At 37.6% G+C, this 24,981-nt stretch carries 14 protein-coding genes; 7 read left to right on the top strand and 7 right to left on the bottom strand.

Going from position 1 to position 24,981, the window contains the following annotated elements; all coding sequences use genetic code 11:
- The first annotated feature begins 44 nt into the window (after positions 1-44).
- Entirely contained in the window at positions 45-1,283 is a 1,239-nt protein-coding gene (locus C8C84_RS02605) for a pyridoxal-dependent decarboxylase (protein WP_121312047.1), read from the top strand.
- On the top strand, positions 1,276-1,842 hold the full coding sequence (locus tag C8C84_RS02600) for a 5-formyltetrahydrofolate cyclo-ligase (RefSeq protein WP_121312046.1): 567 nt from the start codon (positions 1,276-1,278) through the stop codon (positions 1,840-1,842). Before C8C84_RS02605 ends, C8C84_RS02600 begins: the two co-directional genes overlap by 8 nt.
- Here C8C84_RS02600 and C8C84_RS02595 read toward each other — a convergent pair.
- Positions 1,817-2,446 carry a lipoprotein signal peptidase gene (locus C8C84_RS02595; RefSeq protein ID WP_121312045.1) on the bottom strand — a complete coding sequence of 210 codons (630 nt, stop codon included), beginning with the start codon at positions 2,444-2,446 and terminating at the stop codon, positions 1,817-1,819. The genes C8C84_RS02600 and C8C84_RS02595 overlap by 26 nt on opposite strands.
- Before the next feature lie 187 nt (positions 2,447-2,633).
- Between C8C84_RS02595 and C8C84_RS02590 the strand changes: the two genes are divergently transcribed.
- Positions 2,634-3,878, top strand: a complete 1,245-nt coding sequence (locus C8C84_RS02590; protein ID WP_121312044.1) for an LVIVD repeat-containing protein — start codon at positions 2,634-2,636, stop codon at positions 3,876-3,878.
- Positions 3,879-3,932: 54 nt separating this feature from the next.
- Here C8C84_RS02590 and C8C84_RS02585 read toward each other — a convergent pair whose 3' ends face one another.
- From C8C84_RS02585 to gdhA, 5 genes are all read right to left on the bottom strand, one after another.
- On the bottom strand, positions 3,933-4,313 hold the full coding sequence (locus C8C84_RS02585; RefSeq protein WP_121312043.1) for a TraR/DksA C4-type zinc finger protein: 381 nt from the start codon (positions 4,311-4,313) through the stop codon (positions 3,933-3,935).
- A 12-nt stretch (positions 4,314-4,325) separates the two neighbouring features.
- Positions 4,326-7,727, bottom strand: coding sequence for an isoleucine--tRNA ligase (gene ileS, locus C8C84_RS02580; protein ID WP_121312042.1), 3,402 nt, complete (start codon positions 7,725-7,727; stop codon positions 4,326-4,328).
- A 122-nt stretch (positions 7,728-7,849) separates the two neighbouring features.
- Positions 7,850-8,575 (bottom strand): DNA repair protein RecO, encoded by a 726-nt coding sequence (recO, locus tag C8C84_RS02575; protein WP_121312041.1) that lies wholly within the window; start codon positions 8,573-8,575, stop codon positions 7,850-7,852.
- 64 nt (positions 8,576-8,639) lie between these two features.
- Positions 8,640-10,931, bottom strand: coding sequence for a two-component regulator propeller domain-containing protein (locus tag C8C84_RS02570; protein ID WP_121312040.1), 2,292 nt, complete (start codon positions 10,929-10,931; stop codon positions 8,640-8,642).
- Positions 10,932-11,091: 160 nt separating this feature from the next.
- Positions 11,092-12,435 carry an NADP-specific glutamate dehydrogenase gene (gdhA, locus tag C8C84_RS02565; protein ID WP_121312039.1) on the bottom strand — a complete coding sequence of 448 codons (1,344 nt, stop codon included), beginning with the start codon at positions 12,433-12,435 and terminating at the stop codon, positions 11,092-11,094.
- A 266-nt stretch (positions 12,436-12,701) separates the two neighbouring features.
- Between gdhA and C8C84_RS02560 the strand changes: the two genes are divergently transcribed.
- The gene (locus C8C84_RS02560; RefSeq protein ID WP_121314946.1) at positions 12,702-13,484 is read left to right on the top strand and encodes a glutamate dehydrogenase; all 783 of its coding nucleotides are present in this window, start codon (positions 12,702-12,704) and stop codon (positions 13,482-13,484) included.
- A 2-nt stretch (positions 13,485-13,486) separates the two neighbouring features.
- On the opposite strand, the gene hflX is transcribed toward C8C84_RS02560, so the two are convergent.
- Positions 13,487-14,713 (bottom strand): GTPase HflX, encoded by a 1,227-nt coding sequence (gene hflX / locus C8C84_RS02555; protein ID WP_121312038.1) that lies wholly within the window; start codon positions 14,711-14,713, stop codon positions 13,487-13,489.
- Positions 14,714-14,901: 188 nt separating this feature from the next.
- Between hflX and C8C84_RS02550 the strand changes: the two genes are divergently transcribed.
- From C8C84_RS02550 to C8C84_RS02540, 3 genes are read left to right on the top strand one after another with little or no spacing between them, the layout of a single operon-like run.
- The gene (locus C8C84_RS02550; RefSeq protein WP_121312037.1) at positions 14,902-21,480 is read left to right on the top strand and encodes a fibronectin type III domain-containing protein; all 6,579 of its coding nucleotides are present in this window, start codon (positions 14,902-14,904) and stop codon (positions 21,478-21,480) included.
- 38 nt (positions 21,481-21,518) lie between these two features.
- Entirely contained in the window at positions 21,519-22,436 is a 918-nt protein-coding gene (locus C8C84_RS02545) for a type IX secretion system membrane protein PorP/SprF (protein ID WP_121312036.1), read from the top strand.
- Between the two features lie 20 nt (positions 22,437-22,456).
- Complete coding sequence (locus C8C84_RS02540; RefSeq protein ID WP_121312035.1) at positions 22,457-24,328, top strand: OmpA family protein; 1,872 nt, start codon at positions 22,457-22,459, stop codon at positions 24,326-24,328.
- The last annotated feature ends 653 nt before the right edge of the window (positions 24,329-24,981 follow it).

Raw genomic sequence — 24,981 nt, 5'->3', positions numbered from 1 at the left:
TTTTTTGAGGAGACTAAGCCTTAGTTTTGATAAAAATTTTAGGTATGAAATTCTGGAAGAAACTCACCAACGACCGAAGAAAGGATCGTATTGAAAAGGCATTGCGGTCTAATGTCAATTTTTCAAAAGACATTTCATTAGGATATCCTGCATCAAAATTAGACAGCAGAGTATTTAATGACGACGCACCATTTTTAAAAGATGCGCTTATTTTGCAAACTTATGTGGCAAATCCGAACAATATCGGTTGTCACACTTTTGGCACTTCTGAAAAGGCATTTAGCGGAACGCACGACATAGAACGAGAAGTTTTAGACGTTATTGCGGTTGATATTTTTAAAGCAGAAATAGATTCTTTTGACGGTTATATTTCGCCCGGCGGAACCGAAGCTAATATTCAAGCGATTTGGATGTTTCGCAATTATTTCATCAATAATTTTGAAGCAAAAGGAGAAGAGATTGCTATAATTTCTTCAGAAGATACCCATTATTCAATCCCGAAAGCTTCTAACGTGTTACAATTGGATTGGCTAAAAATCCCGGTAGATTTTGACACGCGTTCAATTGATAGAAATGTATTGGACCAAATGGTTCTTACTGCTCAAAAAGAAGGGAAAAAATATTTCATTGCGGTTTCCAATATGGGAACCACCATGTTTGGCTCAGTTGACAATCCGGAAGATTATATTGAAGTTTTTGATAGACATCATTTACAGTATAAATTGCATATTGACGGAGCTTACGGTGGTTTTGTTTATCCGTTCAGCAATCAGGAATCGGTGATTAATTTTAGCAATCCGAAGATTAGTTCCATCACTATTGATGCGCATAAAATGTTACAAGCACCCTACGGAACCGGTGTTTTTATTTGCCGAAAAGGCTATATCGAAAACGTGCTGACCAAAGAAGCCGAATACGTAGAAGGTATGGATTTAACATTATGCGGAAGTCGAAGCGGAGCTAATGCTGTGGCGGTTTGGATGATACTATTCACTTATGGACCCAACGGTTGGTTTGAGAAAGTTAGTGTCTTGCAAATGCGTACACAATTTTTGTGTAACCAATTGGACGCGATGAATATTCAGTATTTCCGTGAGCCATTTATGAATATAGTGACGATTAAAGCGGAGTATATTCCCGAAAAAATAGCCGAAAAATACGATTTAGTGCCACAACAACATGACGGCAACAACAAGTGGTACAAAATTGTGTTGATGGATCATGTAGAAGTAGAACATTTGACTACTTTTATAGAAGATTTGACGGTTATTAATTATGCTTAAAAAAGACTTACGCAAAAAATACAAAGAACTTCGCCAGCGATTATCTCAAGAAGAATTGGAAGATAAAAGTTTGGCGATTGCCAATCGGTTGTTGCAATTAGATGTTTGGGACAACACTTATTTTCATTTGTTTCTGACTATTGAAGAACAAAAGGAAATCGATACCGAGTTTGTGTTGCAAATTTTAGCGGGAAAAGACAAAGAAATTGTGGTCGCTAAAAGCAATTTTGAAACACTCGAAATGACCAACTATTTGTTAACAGACAATACCAAGTTTCAAAAAAACGAGTATAATATTTATGAACCCGTTGATGGAATAGAAGTGCCCACTTCAAAAATTGACGTGGTTTTTGTACCGCTTTTGGCTTATGATGCAAAGGGAAATCGAGTAGGTTATGGCAAAGGATTTTACGATAATTTTTTATCTCAATGCAAAGAAGATGTGGTCAAAATAGGTTTGTCGTTCTTTGAACCAGAAGATTCAATAGAAGATGTTTCGGTAATTGATATTCGTTTGGATTATTGTATAACGCCTATGACTCTGTATAGTTTTCGATAGCCGTTTTTTTGGCGAAAGCCTTTTTATTGAAAACAATCAAAATACCAACACCGGTTGAAATCGCCATATCGGCTATGTTGAAAATGGCATTGAAGAATTTGAAAGGTTGTCCGCCCCAAATGGGTAACCAATCCGGAAAGTGTCCTTCGATAATCGGGAAGTATAGCATGTCGACTACTTTTCCATGAAACCAAGTGCCATAAGGTTGGTCAGAGAACATGGTTGATAAATGGCCGTAGCTGTCATCAAAAATAACACCGTAGAAAACAGAATCGATTATATTTCCGGCAGCACCTGCAAATATCAAAGCAATGGCAACCATTAAATATCTTGAACTGTGTTTGGTACTGGCATCATACAACCAATATCCAATTCCGAAAACTGCTAAAATTCTGAAAAGCGTTAGAAATAATTTACCGTATTCTCCCGGAATTTTTGTTCCCCATGCCATCCCTTCGTTTTCAATCAGCAATATTTTAAACCAATTGGTGATGTCAATTTGACCCGCTTCACCATAAACAAAATTGGTTTTGATATAAATCTTGGTAAATTGATCGATCAATAAAATAACAGCGATGATTAAAATGGAATTGCGTAATGACATTCTTCGGGTTTTATTGGCGCAAAAATAACAATATTATTACATAAAAAACATAATATTTTTTTAGTTATAAATCTCATACTATACATTTTACAAATGGTAACAAAAGAATCGTTAATTTTACTCTTGGAAGCAACCAAATCTGTTTTTTAGCATCCACAAGAAAACAGTAACCAATAAAACTATTGATATGAAAAAATCTTATTTACTCCTCCTTTTCTTTTTTTCAATTTTCGCAGTCTCTTGTGACAATGACGACAATGCTGAATTGGCAAAATTCGCGGTTCCAACAGTAAAATCTTTAGCCGACATCAGAGCTGATGTATCAGTTACAGCGGCAAGACAAACCCAATCGGACGGAAAAATTTATGTAACAGAAGATTATCTTTTTTACATTGCTCAAGAATCAGGCGTTCACATATTTAATAATACCAATCCGGCTTCTCCGGTGAATATTGCCTTTATCAATTTGGATGGTGTTCATGATATTTCTGTAAAAGGGAATTACCTCTATGCTGACAATTTTGTGGATTTGTTGGTTTTTGATATTTCTAATATCCAAAATATTACTTTGGTTAGAACCATTGAAAATAGTATTGCTTTTTCCCCAACTTTTCCCCAAGAGGCTGAGTTTTATGATTACACTGTTTATCCGACAGGCGACGAAATCATCACCGGGTTTGACATTCAAATGAGAAACAGACCGGAAGGCGAATTTATAACTTTAGCAAATGATGCTTTGGCTTCCTTTGAAAGTGCTAATGGTGGGAATATTGGCACCGGAGGTTCTTATGCACGTTTTCAAATTAATGGCGATGCGCTTTACACGATTGATGCTTATAAGTTGAATGTTTTCAATATAGCCAATCCGGTTAATGCTTTTTTTGACAAAGAAGTTTATATGACCCAATGGTTTGGCGGTGGTGTATTTGAAACTTTATTCATCCAAAAAGAAATTTTATTTGTTGGTTCTACCACCGGAATGTATACCGTTGATGCGGAAGATGAATTTAATCCCTTTTTTGTTTCCGGATTTTCTCATGCTACGGCTTGTGATCCGGTTGTCGTTTATGGAAATACGGCTTATATTACAGTTCGAGGCGGTTCTTCTTGTGGTGCCATTGACGATCAAATTAACGTAATTGATGTGACCGATATTGCTGCTCCAACTTTGCTTTCTACGTATTTACTTGATGAACCTTATGGTTTGGGAATTAAAAACGGCGTTTTGTATGTAGGTTGCGGAAACAATGGTTTAAAGGTTTTTAATGCTGTCAATAGCACTAATCTTACTTTAGAAAACACGTATCCAATCAATGTAAAAGACATTATTCCATTGGACAGTCATTTGATTGTGGTTGGTAATAATCACATAACCCAATACAGTTACGGTCCGAATTTCACTTTGACGCCGATAAGCGAAATAGATTTATAATTAAAAAAGCCCCGATTTATCGGGGCTTTTTTATACTTGGTAAAGTATTATCTATTATCGTTGTAAATTTTTAGCTTCTATACTCATAGTCGCGTGAGGAACTATTTTCAATCTTTCTTTTGAAATCAGCTTACCGGTTACTTTGCAAACACCGTAAGTTTTGTTTTCCACACGGAAAAGCGCATTTTTTAAATCGCGAATAAACTTCTCTTGGCGAATTGCTAATTGAGAGTTGGCTTCTTTTGACATGGTTTCGCTTCCTTCTTCGAAAGCTTTAAACGTAGGCGATGTGTCATCAGTACCGTTGTTTAAATCATTCATATAGGCGCTTTTTATCAAGTCTAAATCGGCTTTTGCTTTTTCAATTTTCGCTAAAATAATTTCTTTGAACTCTGCTAAATCAGCATCTGAGTATCTTAATTTTTCTTCTACCATAATCTTTCGTAATTATTTAGAAATTAATATTCTTGTTTTTATCTCGTCAAACTCTATCTCAGTACCATTGGAAACTTCATTGTCTAAAACTAAGGTTTCGGTTAACGTTTCTGATTTGATATAGTTTTCGTTTTCTTGTATGGCTTTCGCCAATATATCATTATGTTGTAAATGAACTTTTATTTTGTCGGTCACTTCAAATCCGCTGTCTTTTCTAAGGTTTTGGATTCGGTTAACCAATTCTCTGGCGATACCTTCGTTTTTCAATTCTTCGGTAAGCGTAATATCTAGCGCAACAGTTATGCCATTTGCATTGGCTACCAACCAACCCGGAATGTCTTGGGAAGAAATCTCTACGTCTTCTAAGGATAAAATTATACTTTTTCCTGAAATAACAAGCGTTAACTCACCTTTACTGTCTAATTCATTAATTTGTTCCGCTGTAAAACTTTGTATCTCTTTGGAAATCAAACCCATGTCTTTACCAAAACGCGGACCGAGTGTTTTGAAATTCGGCTTGATTTGCTTCACCAAAACCCCAGACGCATCGTCTAAAAGTTCGATTTCTTTGACGTTTACTTCGGCTTTTATCAGGTCGGAAACGGCCTCGATTTCAGCACGTTGATGCTCGTCAAGTATTGGTATCATTACCTTTTGCAAAGGCTGACGCACTTTTATCATTTCCTTTTTACGGAGTGATAAAACGAGTGATGAAATCGTCTGTGCTTTCATCATTTTGCTTTCAAGTGATTTATCAACAAAGTTTTCAACCGAATTTGGAAATTTCGCCAAATGTACTGACTCAAATTCCTCTGTATGTGTTGCCTGCGTTAAATCTCTGTAAAGTTTGTCCATAAAGAACGGCGCGATGGGTGCGGACAATTTGGCTACGTTCAACAAACAAGTATACAAGGTTTGGTAAGCGGCAATTTTATCAGTTCCGTATTCGCCTTTCCAGAATCTTCTTCTGCACAAACGAACATACCAGTTGCTCAAATTCTCTTGAACAAAGTCGGAAATAGCTCTTGCAGCTTTGGTTGGTTCATAATCGGCGTAAGCTTCATCTACGACTTTAATCAACGTATGCAATTCGGATAAAATCCAACGATCAATTTCAGGTCTTTCGTTTAATGGAATTTCCGCTTCCGCGTATTTGAATCCGTCAATGTTCGCATATAAACTAAAGAATGAATAAGTATTATATAGCGTTCCGAAGAACTTACGGCGTACTTCAGCAACGCCTTCGATATCAAATTTTAAGTTGTCCCAAGGATTCGCATTCGCAATCATGTACCAACGCGTCGCATCCGGACCATATTCTGCTAAGGTTGTAAATGGATCAACAGCATTACCTAAACGTTTGGACATTTTTTGTCCGTTTTTGTCTAGTACCAAACCGTTCGACACTACATTTTTGTAGGCAATTTTATCAAAAACCAACGTTCCGATAGCGTGTAAAGTATAAAACCAACCACGAGTTTGATCAACACCTTCGGCGATGAAATCGGCTGGAAAATCTTTGTTTTCGTCAATTTTATCTTTGTTTTCGAATGGATAATGCCATTGTGCATAAGGCATGGCACCCGAATCAAACCAAACGTCAATCAAATCGCTTTCGCGTTTCATCGGCTTGCCTGACGGAGAAATTAAGGTGATATTATCAACTACATTTTTATGCAAGTCCACTAAATTATAGTTTTCCTCGCTCATGTTGCCCACTTCAAAACCTTTGAAAGGATTTACGGTTTCGACTCCGGCTTGGATGGCGGTTTCGATAGCGTTGTATAGTTCTTCCACCGAACCGATCAATACTTCTTCCTGTTTGTCTTCGGTACGCCAAATTGGTAATGGAATGCCCCAATATCTTGAACGCGATAAGTTCCAATCATTAGCATTTTTCAACCAATTTCCAAAACGACCTTCACCTGTAGCTTTTGGTTTCCAATTGATGGTTTCGTTAAGGTCGAACATTCTATCTTTAACATCGGTTACTTTGATGAACCAAGAATCTAACGGATAATATAACAACGGTTCGTCGGTTCTCCAACTGTGCGGATAACTGTGAACGTATTTTTCTACTTTGAAGGCTTTGTTTTCTTCTTTTAACTGAATGGCAATTTCCACATCGGCTGAACGTTCCGGTGCTTCATTGGCTTCGTAATATTCATTCTTTACATATTTACCGGAGTAATCGCCCAAACCTTGGATGAATTTCCCTTGTAAATCAACAAGCGGTACAGGATTTCCGATTTCGTCTAAAACCAACATTGGCGGTACTTCCGGCGTTGCTTCTTTGGCAACTTTGGCATCATCGGCACCAAAAGTCGGCGCGGTGTGCACAATTCCGGTTCCGTCTTCGGTAGTTACGAAATCTCCTGAAATTACTCTAAAAGCATTTTCAGCATTTTGATATGGTAAAACCAATGGCATTAACTGTTCGTAACGGATATCGACTAAAGTTGCACCTTTACATTCGGTTAAAATTTGGTATGGTATTTTTTTATCTTCGGCTTTGTAATTGGCAAAATCATTGTCATTTTCAGCAACCACAAATTTCCCGGCGAATTGTTTTCCGACTAAATTTTTAGCCAAAATAACGTTAACCGGTTCGAAAGTATATTGGTTAAAGGTTTTTACCAAGACATAATCTATTTTTGGTCCGACAGTCAAAGCCGTGTTACTTGGCAACGTCCATGGCGTGGTCGTCCAAGCCAATATGTGGATGTCACCAAACCCTTGAAGGAAGTTGGGTAAGGTTTCGTTTTTTGTTTTGAACTGCGCTACAACCGTTGTATCTGTTACATCTCTATAACTTCCCGGTTGGTTTACTTCGTGTGAAGATAATCCGGTTCCGGCTTTTGGAGAATAGGGCTGAATCGTGTAGCCTTTGTATAATAAACCTTTATCATAGATTTGTTTCAAAAGCCACCAAACGCTTTCCATGTATTTGGATTTGTAAGTCACATACGGATCTTCCATATCAACCCAATAGCCCATTTTTTCGGTTAAGTCGTTCCAAACGTCAGTGTAACGCATAACGGTTTTTTTACACGCTTCGTTGTATTCTTCGATGGAAATGGTTTTTCCGATATCTTCTTTTGTGATGCCTAATTCTTTTTCGGTGCCTAGTTCAACAGGCAAACCATGTGTGTCCCAACCCGCTTTTCGCTTCACTTGGAAACCTTTTTGAGTTTTATAACGACAAAAAATATCTTTTATCGCACGTGCCATTACGTGGTGAATTCCGGGTAAGCCATTCGCAGACGGCGGTCCTTCAAAAAACACATAAGGCGTGGCACCTTCACGTGAAGTTACACTTTGCTCAAAGACGTTATTTTTTTTCCAAAAATCAAGAACTTCAGAGGCTACGGTTGGTAGGTCAAGTCCTTTGTATTCAGTAAACTTAGTACTCATTTTTGTCGTTTTCTTAAATCAGTTTGCGAAAGTAAGGAATTTTGATAAAAGAGAATAGAAAATAGAGAAAAGAGAATAGACTTTTGCTGAAAATTAAGAAAGACTTGTGATTTTTTAAGCATTTATGCAAAAACTTCTTTTAAAACGTCCAGAGATTTTGGTTTTTTGAATCCGTCAAGATGGATTGCATAATAGTCGAGTAGGATTTTGAGCAGCATTTGGCGTTCCACTCCGGCGAAAACCTTTTGATTACTGTCAAATTTTAAGTCGATGAGTTTTTTGAACAGATGCGTTTCGTGTTCGCTAAGACAGCCGATTCCTAGAAACGGAGTAAAAAAGCCATCTTTCATTTCAAAATGTTTGCCTCCAATTTCAGAAGTGTCGGGATAGAAACCAAGGAATTTGGTGACTTCCAACATTAAAATCAAATGAAAGTTAGAGGTTTCTTCATGATTATCTAGCCAAAGTAATGCCGATTCTAAAAAGATAAATAAGTTTTCGTTTTTTTCTTCTTCTTGGATGCTATGATGGAGAATTTCCGAAAGAAAAATTACCATTGTACTCTTGATGACATCGGTATTTATGGTGTGATAAGCTGTAGAAAGTTTGATTTCTTTGAAATGTTCTAAAGTGGCTTTATTCTTGTGATTGGCTTCAATTTCGAGTAAAGTCAACGGTTGGAAATAAGCCATTTTTGTCCCGAAGCTTCGGGAGGATTTTTTAGCCGAAAAAGCATTGGGAACAAAATAACTTTTCAAGCCATCACTAAGCGTAAAGCATTTCACTATCAAGCTTTTTTCTTGGTATTTTAGGGAGGAAATGACAATGGCTTTGGTTTTGACTAACATTAGTTAATTACGAATTTAGAATTACGAATTACGAGATATTGATTTGTAATTCATAATTCGTAAATTATCTTATTATCATCACTTTTTTAACGGCAGTTTCTGAAGCATCTTCTGCAGCGATAAAAATCATATAGACTCCGGATGCTACTTTGTATTTGCCAAAAGCAGTAGTATCCCATTCGACTGTTCCGCCTTCGGAAGTGGTTTCATAAACTAAATTGCCTTCGATATCAGTGATTTTGATATTTGCTTTGGAGATTAAACCGGCGATTTTAACTGTTCCAACAAACTCGGGACGAACCGGATTAGGATAAACATACACGTCTTGTAAACTGTCTGCCGGTTTGGTTGAAGTGCCTTGGAATGAGACCAAACCTTTATCAGTGGCGAAGAAAACTTCACCGGTCTCGGCGTTGATTTCAACATCGTTAACTACATTACTGGGAAGTGGTGAGTTGTCTTTGGTAAAATGATAAATCGTTTCTTGACCATTAGAAGAAAAGAGAAAAACACCCGAATCTGCGGTAGAGATCCATTTTTGATTAGAACCGTTCACAGCAATATCGGTGATGAATTGTTCGAATAAAAGTTCTTGCGCCAAATCTTCTTCCAAAATGATAATGGGATTGGCTTTCATTTGGTCTGTTCCGTTATAACTACTTGTGCTTGGCAAAACACGAAGGCCTTTGTTGGTTCCAATCCATAACTGATTACGATTGTCTACAGCAATAGCCCGAACATCTCTGGATGGAAGGTTTCCTAAATCAACACCATCAGTTATTTTTTTGAAAATATTGGTATTTTCGTTGAAAGCGATAACACCGTCTAGCTGAGTAGCCATCCATTTCGTTCCGCTGTTGTCAATTACAATTTTGTTTAAATTATTGGCTACAAAATTGTCTAAAATACCATCCATATCATAGGATTGCCATTGTCCGGTTGTTCTTAAGACTTTTAACCCATTTTTAATCTTACTATTGGTTACCCAAAGGTTTCCTTGTCGGTCAAAAGCGGTTCCGTTTATTCTGACGCTAGTATTAACGCCAGTTCCCAAAGATTCCAATCCGCTGTTAGTGTGGTCTAAAAGAGTTGTCGGCACATCGTTTTCCAATTTGAGTAAACCACTATGATAAGAACTAATATAGACTTGGGTTTCATCATTAGGATTGACGGTTATTTTAGACAAGGATTTAGCTTCCAAAACATCTGAATAAGGAATATTTAGCCAACCAGTTGCTGCATATTTACTAATTCCAAATTTTGTTAAATCGAATCCAATATAAGTGTATGGATTATAGGAAATGTCATAACCGCCATATACTGCCCAAAGATTAGAGGAAGAACTATTGATGGCAAACATGTTGTTTTTTATTGGCCCATTAGGCATTATAAATTCAAAGTTAGTCGGAGCACTTATGGAGGAAGCTATAACACCATTTTCGGAAGTTCCGATATAAATATTTTCGTTTATAATTGTGGCACAAGTGAATGTCACCGATGCGCTGGTTATTTGTGAACTTTGAAGATGAATGATTTGTCCCAAAGTAGTATTGTAAATAAAAACATGATTGGCTGAAGTTACTATCAAATAATTTGAAGTTGCTCTAATGTCTAGACCCGGTTGTCCAATTATGCCTACTTCACTAAAGAAAAACCCATTGTACTTGTAGACTCTATTGTTAGTGTTTAATCCGATCAGTTGGTTGTTGAAGTTTGCGATTCCATTCCAATAACCGGCATCAAAAACGGCCCATTGGGCAAAATCATTCAAATTAGGATTGGTAATAACGGCTTTTCGGATGCCATAATCTTGAGTTACTGCATAAATATCACTATTGTAAATGGTAGTTTGGAGTACTTTTATTTCCAAACCATTTGGGCCAATGAAATAGGTGTCGCCAAATTCTAAAGTGGCTAATTTGTATTGTACAATTCCGAAGTCACAAGAAACATAAACTATCCCATCATGTTCCATAAAGTGGTTTACTTTTTTGATATTGGTCGGAATGTTTTTATTTATAATATCTACCACATTGAGCATGCTTCCATCAGCATCGTTGATTACGATTATTAATCCGTTTTGGTATCCTACGATAGTTTTATTGAAAGTGTCGCTATGATAAAGGGCGGAAATGGTTTGTCCGGAAAGCCCGTCTATTGTATTAATAGTTTGAATGTCGCTGGAGAGATTGTTTTTGATAAACAAAGCATTTTCGGCAGCGGCATAAACTTTATTGGTTGATTCAGAAAGGTCTTTAATTTGATTGTATGAAAAATAGCCTTTCCAATTTTGGTTTTGTTGAGACAAACCCATTTGGAAAAAGAACAGCAACAACCACAAAAAACAATTTTTCATTTGAAAAGAATTTGGCCTACAAATATAGTATAAACGTAAAAATTATCGTTTTGGTATTTTGACATAAAAAATGCCCTCAGTGACGAGAGCATTTTTAAGGTTTTTATTCCGCTGTGCTACATATTTCGGCGACGCCTCGGATGGTTGGTGGTATTCTCAATTATACTATTCCTTGTGCCAACATGGCATCGGCTACTTTGACGAAACCGGCAACGTTTGCGCCTTTTACATAATCTGTATAGCCATTAGCATCAGTACCATATTTCACACAAGCTGCGTGAATGTTGGCCATAATATCTTTTAATCGTTGGTCAACTTCTTCTGAAGTCCAGCTCAAACGCAAAGAGTTTTGCGACATTTCAAGACCAGAAGTTGCTACACCACCGGCGTTAGAAGCTTTTCCTGGTGCGAAAAGAATTTTAGCATGCGTAAATACTTCAATCGCTTCAGGAGTAGAAGGCATGTTCGCGCCTTCAGCTACACAGATGCATCCGTTGGCTACTAATGTTTTGGCTTCGTCACCGTTTAATTCATTTTGAGTTGCGCATGGTAAAGCGATATCACATTTTACTTCCCAAGGACGTTTCCCTGCTACGAATTTTGCATTTGGATATTTAGCTACATAATCAGAAATTCTTCCGTAGTTTACGTTTTTGATTTCCATGATGTATGCTAGTTTCTCAGCGTCAATTCCGTCAGCATCTACAATGTATCCTGAAGAGTCAGAAGCCGTAACTACTTTTCCTCCTAATTCAGTTGCTTTTTGGATCGCATATTGTGCTACGTTTCCTGAACCTGAAACCACTACAGTTTTTCCGGTGAAACTATCTCCTTTGGTAGCCAACATGTTTTGAGCGAAATAGACATCGCCGTAACCTGTTGCTTCCGGACGGATTAATGAACCTCCGAAAGAAATACCTTTTCCGGTTAAAACTCCGGTGAATTCATTTCTTAATCTTTTGTATTGACCAAACATGTAACCCACTTCTCTTCCGCCAACACCAATGTCACCTGCAGGAACGTCAGTATCAGCACCGATGTGTTTAGATAATTCCGTCATAAATGATTGACAGAATCTCATGATTTCGTTGTCTGATTTTCCTTTTGGATCAAAATCAGCACCACCTTTACCACCGCCCATTGGCAATGTTGTTAAGCTGTTTTTGAAAGTTTGTTCAAAAGCTAAGAATTTCAGAATGCTTAAATTTACCGATGGATGGAAACGAATTCCGCCTTTATATGGTCCGATAGCAGAGTTCATTTGGATTCTGTAACCGCGATTCACTTGAGTATTTCCGGCATCATCAATCCAAGTTACACGGAACATGATTACTCTTTCCGGTTCAACCATTCTTTCCAAAAGCATTTTGTTTTGGTATTTTTTATTTTCTTCAATAAAAGGAATTACAGTTTCTGCAACTTCTTTAACTGCTTGCATAAATTCAGGCTCATTGGCGTTTCTTTTAGCAACCAATTCGATAAAATCGTTAATACTTTTTGACATAAAATATACTGTTAAAATTTTTTTAAGAAAACGTTTTCGTAAAATCGCACAAATATACATTTTATTAAAAATATGGGGGTGATTTTTTTTAAATTCTCAGAATTTTTAAATTTATGTTAAGGAATTTTAAAGAAGCTTATAAGAAATGTTGTGTTTTAAAACTTTTATTGCTTTTTTTCGTATATATGCCAACAATTTTTTATTTTATTTTATAACTGAATGATGTTTTTATATATTTGTCGATAATTGAACTTGTTAGTATGCAAATGCCCAAAAAATTTATCATAACCTCGCTGCTGTTATTTGTGTTGTCAAATAATGCTTTTGCTCAATTTGGTTTTTCCCATGAAATAGGCGCAATTGTTGGTCCGGTAGCTTTCCAATCTGATTATGGAGAACGTAATGATTTTGCTACCAATGCTGGTAATACAGGATATGGAATAGGGATTATTCATTATTTAAACTTTTCATATAAAGCAGAGTGTAATTGTTATACACCTGAAACTTATTTTAACGATCACTTTAAGTTAAGAAGTGAATTGTCCTATAATAAAACAGAGCTACAGCATTTTGGTAAATGGGTTGATAAAAGTAGAACCTCTTTGTTTGCGGAACAGTTGAGAGCCATGAGAGGAAGTACCGCTGTTACAAATGTTGGGATGCAGTTAGAGTATTTCCCTTTGAGTATCAGAGATTTTAGTTCTACGATTGGAGCGTGGGCGCCATTTCTTAGTTTGGGAGGCCAATTTAGTTTTTATGATCCTGAAGTTTATTCAACACTTGGTCCATTAAATTCTCCAATTTCAACTCCTATAAAATACTACGATGGTACTACTAATCAAGGAGGAACCGTTTGGTCAATAGTAGGAAGTATTGGTACCCGTTACAAGTTGACAGAGCTTTCTGATTTGATGATCGACTTGCGTTGGCAGTATTATTTTTCCAATTGGGTTGATGGTTTAAATCCGGATCCCGCTGTTTACATTGAAAACAAGGCTAATGATTGGAATGTTTGGTTGAATTTTGGATATATCTATTATTTACAATAGGCCTATTCTTCTTCTTCAATTACATCTTTATAATCCGGATATAGAAATTTATTGTATGGGAATCGCGTAATGTGAATTTCTCTTACTGCTTCATAAACTCTTTCTCTGAATTCTTCGAAATTTTCTTTGTTTGTTGCTGAAATAAATAGGGCGTTTTTTGCACCAACATTGCTCATCCAAGTAGCTTTCCAATCTTCAAGTGTATTGTGCTTTGTTGTTTTTTCAGTCATTAAATCATCTGCATCAATAACGAGGTGTTTATACGCATCAATTTTATTAAAAACCATGATGATTGGTTTATCATTGCTTTTGATGTCTTGTAGCGTTTGATTAACAGAATTGATGTGTTCTTCAAAATCGGGATGTGAAATATCAACAACGTGTAATAACAAGTCAGCTTCACGAACTTCGTCAAGCGTGCTTTTAAATGAGTCTACTAATTGAGTAGGCAATTTTCTAATAAATCCAACCGTGTCTGATAGTAAGAAAGGCAGGTTTCTGATAACGACTTTACGAACGGTAGTGTCTAGCGTTGCAAATAATTTATTTTCTACAAAAACTTCACTTTTGCTGATGACATTCATCAAAGTTGATTTTCCCACATTGGTGTAACCTACCAAAGCTACACGAACCATTGCGCCTCGATTGCTTCTTTGAACCGACATTTGTTTATCGATAGTTTTGATTTTGTCTTTTAACAATGCAATTCGGTCACGGACAATCCTTCTGTCGGTTTCAATTTCAGTTTCTCCCGGACCGCGAAGTCCAATACCACCTTTTTGACGCTCTAAGTGTGTCCACATTCCTGATAGACGTGGTAACAAGTATTGGCATTGTGCCAATTCAACTTGGGTTCTGGCATAGGAAGTTTCCGCTCTCTGTGCAAAGATGTCCAAAATCAAATTGGTCCGATCCAATATCTTGCAATCTAAAATTTTGGATATATTTTTTTGTTGTGAAGGTGATAGTTCATCGTCAAAAATTACGGTTGAGATATTTTTTTCCTTGATGTAAAGATTTATCTCTTCCATTTTTCCTGTGCCCAAAAAAGTTTTTGGATTTGGTCTTTCCAGTTTTTGAGAAAAGCGTTTGATTACTTCACCTCCTGCTGTAAATGTCAGGAACTCTAATTCATCCAAATATTCCTTTAACTTTTCTTCGCTTTGATTTTGAGTAATAATTCCAACAATTACGGTACGCTCAAAATTTATTACTTCTTTTTCTAACATTCGATCCTATTTGAGGGACAAAAATAGTGATAAGAAATTAAAGAGGCGTTACATTTTCTTTACCAAATCATAATACTAAATTCAATTATTTTCCCAAAAAAAATATAATTGTTATTTTTTTCATAATTTTTACTAAATTTGGAACTCAAAATCCAAAAAAAACTCAATAACAACTAAATTTTCATTTCATGAAGAAAATTACATTACTAATTTTGCTGACCTTTTTCACTATTTCTGGCTATTCTCAATTTACGCCGGTAATAGTTGAAGGATTCGAGTCAACAACAGGTCCCGAGGCATTGCCCGGAACGACTTGGGCATTAACAACAGGTAACTGGGCTGTTTTCGATAACGCTGTAGGAACCGGACAAAGATGGGGAATTAACAATACTGTTAATGATCCACCAATTGTTTATGCAGGTACAAATGCTGCTTATATCAATAGAGAAACCATGAGTATTGGTGATATCTCTGAGGATTTTTTAGCTACTCCTTTGGTTAATATTCCAAACAATGGTGAACTGCGTTTTTTTACACGTTCATTTGCTTCAGGGAATCAAGGAACGGTATACCAAATTAGAGTTGCCCCTGCTACTGCATCGCAAACTAATCCGGCTGCTTACACAATAATTCAACAATGGACAGAAGCCGATTTAACAACTACTTTTAATATTTACGAAGAGAAAGTTGTCAATATTCCGGCCATTTATCACAATCAACAAGTTTATGTTTCCTTTGTTAAGGTTCACAATCAGCAAGTAGCTGGTGTTGCCGGTTCAGGAGATCGTTGGTTAGTTGATAATGTTGCTATCGTTGAAAAATGTGCCGACCCTACTAATTTGACTTTTACAACATTGCTTTCAACGAGTGCCACTTTAAATTGGGCTAATCCAAGTGGTGCAACATCTTGGGAAATAGAAGTTGTGCCTTCGGCTGGAACTCCAACAGGAGTAGGAGTAGTTTATAATGGAACACTTCCTTATGTCGTTACTGGATTACTTCCAAATACATCTTATAAATTTTATGTTAGAGCCATATGTTCTTCGGGATTCCCTAGTCTTTACGTAGGACCATCGGCAATTTTTACAACTTCTGCTGCTCCTCCGGAGTGTGGAGGAAATTTTGTCGATTCAGGAAATACATCAGCTAATTACTCTAATAGTGAGAATATCACCACGACTATTTGTCCAACCATTCCCGGAGAACAAGTAACGGTTACGTTTACGTCATTCGCTACTGAGGCCACTTGGGATGGTTTGTATGTTTACAACGGAAATACAGTTACACCTTCACAATTATTGCCAAGTGCAAATGGTGCCGGAAATGTTCCAGGCGGATTAGCCGGAGCCTATTGGGGTACGTTAACAGGAGGCAATTTGCCGGGACCATTCACTTCAACTAGTGCGGATGGATGTTTGACATTTGTTTTCAGAAGTGATACTTCAGGTGTTTTTGCGGGTTGGGTTTCAAATGTAACCTGTGCACCACCACCAGTTTGTCAAAGACCAAGTGGATTGACAACAACCGCATTGACATCAAATTCTGTGACTTTAGGTTGGACCAATAATGGGCTTGCAACGACATGGGAAGTTTTGGCTTTACCTTGTGGCTCTCCTGCTCCAACAGCAGATTCTACCGGTTGGCTTCCAACAGCAACTAATCCATACGTGTTTACCGGATTAACTTCGGCAACATGTTATGATTTATATGTAAGAGGAAATTGTAGTTCAACATCAAATGGCGTAAGTTTATGGTCAGGACCTCTAAGTGTAACTACACAAGTTGCGCCACCAGAATGTGGAGGTAATTTCGTAGATGCAGGAGGTGTTGCTGCTAATTATGCTAATAATTCAAATGTTACCACCACCATCTGTCCAACAATACCTGGAGAAAAAGTAACAGTGACCTTTACTCTTTTCAATACGGAAACAAACTGGGATGGTTTATATGTATACAATGGAAATTCGGTTACACCTTCACAATTATTGCCAAGTGCAAATGGTGCAGGAAATGTTCCAGGAGGATTAGCCGGTTCATACTGGGGTAATTTAACAGGAGCCAATTTACCTGGACCATTCACCTCAACTAGTGCTGATGGATGTTTGACATTTGTGTTTAGAAGTGACGGTTCGTTTAATAATCCAGGATGGGTTTCTACTATTACTTGTGCACCGCCACCGGCATGTGAACAGCCAACAAACTTGACTGCTTCAGGAATGACTACAACGACAGTGCAGTTGGGATGGGTAAGTCCTGGAACTGCAACAGCTTGGCAAGTTATAGCTGTGCCTGCTGGATCACCTGCGCCACTACCAACTGAAACAGGTTGGACTGCAGCACCTACAAATCCATTTGTTTTAGGAGGATTAACTCCCGGAACAGCTTATGAATATTATGTGCGTGGAGATTGTGGAGGAGCTGGAGTAAGTTTATGGTCTGGACCGGTAGCTTTTTCAACAGTACCTACATGTCCTCCGCCAACAACTTTGACAACCTCTACGGTTTTATCTACTTCAGTTCAATTAAATTGGAATAGTGTTGCGCCATCAGTTTCTTGGCAAGTATTGGTTTTGCCATGTGGATCGCCTGCACCAACTGCTTCAACAACGGGATGGATAGATGCACCAACAAATCCTTTTGTTGTAACTGGATTATCGCCAGTAACCTGTTATGATTTTTATGTTAGAGGCTTTTGTACAGATACTGATTTAAGTTTCTGGTCGCCTGTGGCAACAGTTACAACGCAAGTAGCTCCACCGGTATGTGGTGGAACTTATACAGATGCTGGTGGACCAACGGCTAACTATCCAAATGGTTCGGATTCAACAGTCACGATTTGTCCGCCTGCCGGACAAGTAGTAACGGTTACTTTCTCTGCTTTTGATACAGAAACGAACTGGGATGCTTTATATGTTTTCGACGGAGCTGATATTAATGCACCACAAATTGCCAGTACCAATGGTGCGGGATTTGTACCTGGTGGATTAGCAGGCGGTTATTGGGGAACTGCTATTCCTGGCCCATTTACGGCATCAGGTGTAGATGGTTGTTTAACTTTCAGATTTAGAAGTGATGGTTCTGTTAACAGAGCTGGATGGGTTGCTGATGTGACTTGTGGAGCTGCACCAAACTGTCCAAAACCAACAGCTTTAACTGCAACAAACATTACAACAACTTCGGCTTTATTAGGATGGACAGAATTAAACCCTCTTGTGACCTCTTGGGACATTATCATAGTACCATTAGGTTCGCCGGTACCACTTCCAACAGATCCTGGATTTTTCACAGTTTCAGCTAATCCAGCTTTAATTACAGGATTAAATCCTGGTACACAATATACTTTTTATGTAAGGTCTAATTGTCCGGTAGAGGGAGAAAGTGCTTTGTCAAATGGATTGAACTTTAATACTTTATTGGCTAATGATAATTGTGAAGGTGCCATTTTTGCACCGGTAAACGGCTCAGCAGTTTGTCAGCAAGTAACACCGGGTTCTATTGCTGGAGCTAGTGCTTCACCGTCACCTGCCATTGCTCCTTGTTTAGGAACAGCGGATGATGATGTGTGGTTCCAATTTATTGCCACAAACACTTATTTGAATGTTGCCTTGCAAAATGTTGTAGGAACTACTACGAATTTAAATTTCGCTGCCTACTCAGGACAATGTGGTACTTTAACACAATTCTTTTGTAGTGCTGCCAATTCCTTATCAGGAGTATTGAATAACTTGACTGTAGGTACTACTTATTACATAAGAGTTTATTCGAATGCTGCTACTGCTCAATCAACAACTTTTAATTTGTGTATATCAACACCGTCAACATGTCCAACTGCTTCAACCGTTTGTAGTTTAACAAACTATGCTAATACAACAGGGGTGACAAGTTTAGGTGCTATTGGCTGTTTGGGTAGTTCTCCTAATCCTGCTTATTTTACTATTCAGGTTGCAACATCAGGACCTATCAACTTTTTGTTGACACAGTCATCTACTATTGGTGGGGCACCAAATCTTGATGTTGATTATGCCGCTTGGGGACCATTTACCGGTCAAGAAGCAGCTTGTACATTTATTGGTGTATCAGCACCGTTTGCACCTCCGGGAATCGGAGTGCCGGTTACTCAACAAACAGGTTGTAGTTTTTCTGCAGCTCCAACAGAAACTTTAAATATTGCTAATGCTGTAGCGGGTCAATATTATATAGTGTTAATTACCAACTTCTCTAATCAGGCTGGGTATATTAACTTAACACAAACTAATGCAGGTGCAACTGGAGCAGGTGGAACACTTTGTTGTCCTGATGCTTTCTTTAGTTACACTCCAACATCTTATTGTAAAGAGCTCGGAGCTCCAAATCCTATAGCGGTTATAGCACCTAGTTCAGTGGCTGGAGTATTTTCTTCAACTATAGTTCCTGGTTTAGTCTTTGCTGATACAGCAACGGGAGAAATTGATCTTCAAGCTAGTGCGCCCGGAAATTATGTAATTACAAATACAGTGGCGGCAACAGCTAGTTGTGATGAAAAAGTGAAATCGTTTACTATTAACATTACAGAACCAACTTCGGCTACTATAGCTTATTCAGCACCATCTTATTGTAGAAGCATTACTTCTCTTCAAAATGTTACGTTTACGGGTTCTACTGGTGGTTCATATTCTGCAAGTCCTAACGGAGGTTTATACATAGACGCCAATACAGGGGCTATTAATCCGAGTTTAAGTGCGCCTGGGATTTACACCGTTACTTACGCTTTACCGGGAGCAGGCGTTTGTGTGAGCAGTAATCCAACGACACAAGTCGAAATTATTGCTTCGCCAGTTATTGTTCAACCAGCTCCGGTTTCTGTTTGTAATACTTATTCATTACCGGCATTAACGGTTGGAAATTATTTTGCTGCTTCTGGAGGAGTATCTCCTTTAGATATTAATACTCCAATTACAGCAACGCAAACGGTATATATCTATGCTAATAATAATGGTTGTTCGGATGAAAAATCATTTACAGTAACCATAAATACAGCACCGTCACCAACAGTAAATGTGACTCAAACTTCTTGTTTGGTTCAAACAGGAACTATTGAAGTTACTTCGCCAATAGGAACATCTAGTGGTTTACCTTCAAATTTATTTATTTCTGAAGTAACAGATGAAGATGTAGGTTCTTTAACTTATGTTGAGATATTCAATGGAACAGGTTCATCAGTAGATTTAAGCAATTATAAATTGAAAGTATTCAATAATGGAAGCACAACCGCTTCTTGTGATAATCAATTAACAGGAATATTAAACAATAACAGCACATTTGTTATTGCCGTTGGAAGTATTGTTAATCAAGGCGGAGTAGTTCCTAATCAGGTTTTTGCTACTTGTGGAGGTGTAAATACTGACGACTACATTAAATTGACAACCAGTGCAAATGTTGATGTAGATTTATGGGGAAGAACTGATGGTACAAACTTTACACCAGCAAATCAGGCAGGTTATACTTACAGAAGAAATAATACGGCAACAGTTCCTAGTTTAACTTGGAATGCTGCTGATTGGACTTCTATTGACCCGCAAGATTACACCAACATTGGATCTTATGCTTTACCGCAATCAGGATACCAATATAGTTTAGACAATGGGGCTTATCAGGCAGGTACAACTTTCGCGAGCGTTGCTCCAGGGACACATACCATTACAGTGCTAGATTTAGCTACGGGATGTTTCTCAGTTCCGCTTACTGTTGTAATAGACCCAGTTCCGTTTACACCAACAGTTTTAGGATTTACTTATCCAACACCGGTTTGTCAAAATGCAACAATTACTATGACGCCTACTTTGGCTGCAGGATTTACCACTGGTGGTACTTTTTCTTCAACAACAGGTTTGAATATTGATCCAACAACAGGTTTGATTACTTTGTCTGGAAATGCAGGTTCATTACCAGGGAATTATACCGTTGTTTACAGTGTTGCTCCAAATAATGCCATTTGTTTGGCAGGTGGAAGTGCTACATTTGATATTGTGATTACTCCGGTAATTACTCCGGTAACTACTATTGCTTATCAATCTCAATATTGTATTGGAAGTGCTACTCCATTACCTGATACATCAGCTCCTGGATTTACAACTGGCGGAACTTTTTCATCCACAGCAGGTTTAGATATTAATCCTACTACTGGTGAAGTTCTTTCAACAAGTATACCGGGGACATACACTATCACTTATTCAATAACTGCTGATCCGGCAACATGTAGAGTTGCAAGTTCAAGTACGGATCAAATTGTCATTGGTTCACCGATACAAATTAGTGTTTCTGGGAACTGTGAAGGGATTGAATTTGTATTAACGGTTTCTCCAACTGAAGGGTCATTTGATTCAAATGTTACTTACACTTGGGAAAACAGTTCAGGTGCAAATGTTGGAAGCACTCAAAGTATTGTGGTTTCGGCTTTAGATACTTACACGGTTACGGTAACTTCTAACGGATGTCCAAATTCTAGTTTTATTGTAGTTGATGCTATTACTTGTGTTATTCAAAAAGGTATTTCTGCTAATAATGATGGATTAAATGATTCGTTCGACCTTAGAGGATTTAATGTTAAGAAACTAGGTATTTTTAACAGATATGGTGTAAAAGTTTATGAACAAAGCAATTATACTGACCAATGGAAAGGACAATCTGATGGTGGAGACGAACTCCCTGATGGAACTTATTATTTCGTTATTGAAAGAGATAATGGAGAGACCAGAACAGGTTGGATTTACATCAACAGAGTACAATAGGACAATATAAATTTGCATTCAAAATAAAACAAAACAAAATGAAGAAACTATATTTCATTGCAATATTAGCTTTATCGGTAACAGAGTTAAGAGCACAGCAAGATCCTCATTACACTCAGTACATGTACAATATGAGTGTGATGAATCCGGCCTATGCCGGATCTAAAGAAGCTGTTTCAGGCGGATTTCTTTATCGTAAGCAATGGGTTGAGATAGAAGATGCACCTACAACAGGAACATTCTTTATCCACAGTCCAGTTGGAAGAAACGTTGGATTAGGACTTTCTGTTATATCCGATAAAATTGGACCGGTTGAAGAGAACAACTTCTATGCAGACTTCTCATATACGTTAAACTTAGGTGGTGAACACAGACTGGCTTTCGGTATGAAAGCCGGTGTGACCATGCACAAGATAGATTTCAACACCATCTATCCAACATTGCCTGATTTAAATGATGATGTCTTTGGTAACGGGAATCCTAACAAAACTTTCTTAAACGTTGGGTCCGGGGTTTTCTACTACACGGAAAAGTACTATATCGCTTTCTCTGTACCGAATATGTTAAAAACAAAATATTTGGATTTTGACGGTAGACAATATGGAACGGAAGAATTACATTATTTCTTAACTGGAGGTTATGTGTTTGATATCAATCCAAATTTGAAATTTAAACCTTTTGCGATGGTTAAATCATCGTTAAATGCGCCAACATCTTTTGATGTCTCAACCAATTTTATGCTTTATGATAAGTTAGAATTAGGAGCCACTTATAGAGTAGAAGACTCTTTCGGAGCTATGGTCAATTTTGCTATTACACCTAGTTTAAGAATTGGGTACGCTTATGACCACATTGTTTCAGACTTGAATACCGTAACACCATCTTCTCACGAGTTGATGTTATTATTCGATTTGAACTTCCCGAAAAAAGTATCACGTTCACCAAGATATTTCTAACCTATAAAGAAACCTAAAAAATGAAAAATCTATATATAGCCATAAGTTTTGTAGCCATGAGTTTTACACTTTCGGCGCAAAATAAAGATACAAAAGCAGCCGACAAACTGTTCGCAAGATACGAGTATGTTGATGCGGCCAAGGAATATCTGAGACTTGTTGAGAATGATAAAGCCGATCCTTATGTATACAAGCAATTGGCCGATGCGAATTACAATATGTTTAACGCAACAGAAGCAGCGAAGTGGTATGCCAAAGCAACTGAAACTAATCAAGATGCGGAGACTTACTACCGCTATGCTCAGATGCTAAAAGCCAGTGGAAAATACGAAGAAGCCAACAAGCAAATGCAAAAATTTGCTGCGGCTGCTCCAAGTGACCAACGTGCGAAAGCTTTTAAAGAAAACCCTAATTACATTCCGAGATTATTAGATAAAACTAAATTGTTCAATGTTAATGCTTCTGATATTAGCAGTGACAAGTCTGATTTTGGAGCGGTACTTTATGACAATAGTTTATACTTTGCCAGTGCCAGAAACGGAGCCAGAAAAAACTACGGTTGGACTGACGAACCTTTCTTAGACATTTACAAAGCTGATTATAATACTGATGGTACAATTACCAATGCGGGTGTTGTGGCTTCTTTAAATTCTAAATGGCATGATGGTCCTGTAACTATCAGTGCTGACGGAAATACAGCTTATTTTTCTAGTGAAAGTTTTAAAGAGAAACAATCTGAGAAAGATAAAAAAGCCAATGCAAAAATCAGCCAGGTTTATTTATTCAAAGCAACTAAAAGCGGAGATACTTGGGGAGAACTTACTGCTTTGCCTTTCAATGATAAAAGTTATTCAACAGGAAATGCAAGTTTGAGCAGAGATGGTAAGACTTTATACTTTGCTTCAAACAGACCCGGAAGTATAGGTGCTTCTGACATTTGGAAAGTAGCAATAAATGCTGATGGAACTTATGGTGAGCCTCAAAACTTAGGTAACAAAGTAAATACTGAAGGCAATGAAAATTTCCCTTTTATTGCTGATGACAACAAAACATTGTACTTCGCTTCAAGCGGAAAACAAGGTTTAGGAGGTTACGATGTATATCAAATTGATTTGTCAAGTGGCTCAGATGCCAGTAATTTAGGCGCTCCGGTAAATACAGAGAAAGATGATTTCGCATTTTCTTTCAATGGTACTAAAAACGTTGGTTTCTTATCGAGTAATCGTGGCGGAAACGATGATATCTTGTTGGTTAGCCCTATTTGTGGTGTTGATGTAACTGTGGTGGTTACTAACGCTAAAACAGGTGCTATTTTATCTAATGCAAGTGTTGCTATCTTAGACGATAAGAAGAATGTTATTGCTACTGAAATGTCCAATGCCAGTGGTGAAGTTAAATACAGAGTAGAGTGTAACAAACCATATGTAGTGCAAGCTTCTAAAGATGGTTTTGAAGGGAACACTTTTGCAATAACACCAAGTAAAGGACCATCTGCTAAAGTAGATGCGGCTTTACAACCAATTGATGTAATTGTAACAGAAACAGAAATTGTATTAAAACCAATCTATTTTGAATACGACAAAAGTAACATCACGCAAGAAGGTGCTTTTGAGTTAGACAAATTAGTACAGGTGATGAAGAACAATGACAAAATGGTCATCTTAGCTAAATCTCACACGGACAACAGAGGAACTGATAAATACAACGAAAGACTATCTGACAGAAGAGCTAAATCAACTGCGCAATATATCATTTCTAAAGGGATTGCTGCCAGCAGAATCTCTGCTAAAGGTATGGGTGAGTTAGAGCCAAAAGTAGATTGTGGCAAAGACTGTACTGAAGAGCAACACGCTCAAAACAGACGTTCAGAATTCTTGATTGTGACGAAATAAATAAGATACCACTCTTTATAAAAAAAACCCCAAGCAGTAATGTTTGGGGTTTTTTGCTGAAAAGAAATCTACACAAACCCGTTAGGGGTTTAATAGCGATAGAAAAATGGATATACAAAACATCAAAAATCCCCTCAGGGATGATATAAATGGCAAACAACATATTCAATTAATTTTCGCTTTAAAAGCACCGCTAATCCTTCTGGACTAATCAAAAACCCCACCGCGCTAATCCTCCACGGTACCGTGCAAATTATCCCCGGTACCGCAATAACGCGCAAACCTCCGGGCTAATCGAGCGCGGTACCGCGCCGCATAAAATAACCACCGCGCTGACTTAGCTTGGCGATGGGCCAACTTGGAATACCGCCGTGCTGATTTATCTCGGCACCGTGCTGATTAAAAAATGACTCCGCTAACTTCGCACGGTACCGTGCCGGAAAAATTAGGAACAAATTTTTCTTTCCGCATCCCTTATTTTATAAGTAATAGATTATTTTTTAATAGGCACGCATATTATTTTAATGATTTCTGCGTTATCTGTATAGTAAGCAGTGAATTGTAAAGGTTTAATTCTAAAGTAAATATATGAAACATTAATACTAGGCACACATCTATAAGGCAAAACAACCTTCCAAAACGGATAGGTGTCA

Source organism: Flavobacterium sp. 102, assembly GCF_003634615.1.
In the GTDB taxonomy this organism is placed as follows: domain Bacteria; phylum Bacteroidota; class Bacteroidia; order Flavobacteriales; family Flavobacteriaceae; genus Flavobacterium.
Note: the sequence above shows the minus strand (reverse complement) of the source record. Positions and strands in the feature narration are given on the sequence as shown.

Bases quoted from the DNA above. Each gene is read 5' to 3' on its own strand.
- C8C84_RS02605 (WP_121312047.1), top strand. From the start codon at position 45: ATGAAATTCTGGAAGAAACTCACCAACGACCGAAGAAAGGATCGTATT.
- C8C84_RS02600 (WP_121312046.1), top strand. From the start codon at position 1,276: ATGCTTAAAAAAGACTTACGCAAAAAATACAAAGAACTTCGCCAGCGA.
- C8C84_RS02595 (WP_121312045.1), bottom strand. From the start codon at position 2,446: ATGTCATTACGCAATTCCATTTTAATCATCGCTGTTATTTTATTGATC.
- C8C84_RS02590 (WP_121312044.1), top strand. From the start codon at position 2,634: ATGAAAAAATCTTATTTACTCCTCCTTTTCTTTTTTTCAATTTTCGCA.
- C8C84_RS02585 (WP_121312043.1), bottom strand. From the start codon at position 4,313: ATGGTAGAAGAAAAATTAAGATACTCAGATGCTGATTTAGCAGAGTTC.
- ileS (WP_121312042.1), bottom strand. From the start codon at position 7,727: ATGAGTACTAAGTTTACTGAATACAAAGGACTTGACCTACCAACCGTA.
- recO (WP_121312041.1), bottom strand. From the start codon at position 8,575: ATGTTAGTCAAAACCAAAGCCATTGTCATTTCCTCCCTAAAATACCAA.
- C8C84_RS02570 (WP_121312040.1), bottom strand. From the start codon at position 10,931: ATGAAAAATTGTTTTTTGTGGTTGTTGCTGTTCTTTTTCCAAATGGGT.
- gdhA (WP_121312039.1), bottom strand. From the start codon at position 12,435: ATGTCAAAAAGTATTAACGATTTTATCGAATTGGTTGCTAAAAGAAAC.
- C8C84_RS02560 (WP_121314946.1), top strand. From the start codon at position 12,702: ATGCCCAAAAAATTTATCATAACCTCGCTGCTGTTATTTGTGTTGTCA.
- hflX (WP_121312038.1), bottom strand. From the start codon at position 14,713: ATGTTAGAAAAAGAAGTAATAAATTTTGAGCGTACCGTAATTGTTGGA.
- C8C84_RS02550 (WP_121312037.1), top strand. From the start codon at position 14,902: ATGAAGAAAATTACATTACTAATTTTGCTGACCTTTTTCACTATTTCT.
- C8C84_RS02545 (WP_121312036.1), top strand. From the start codon at position 21,519: ATGAAGAAACTATATTTCATTGCAATATTAGCTTTATCGGTAACAGAG.
- C8C84_RS02540 (WP_121312035.1), top strand. From the start codon at position 22,457: ATGAAAAATCTATATATAGCCATAAGTTTTGTAGCCATGAGTTTTACA.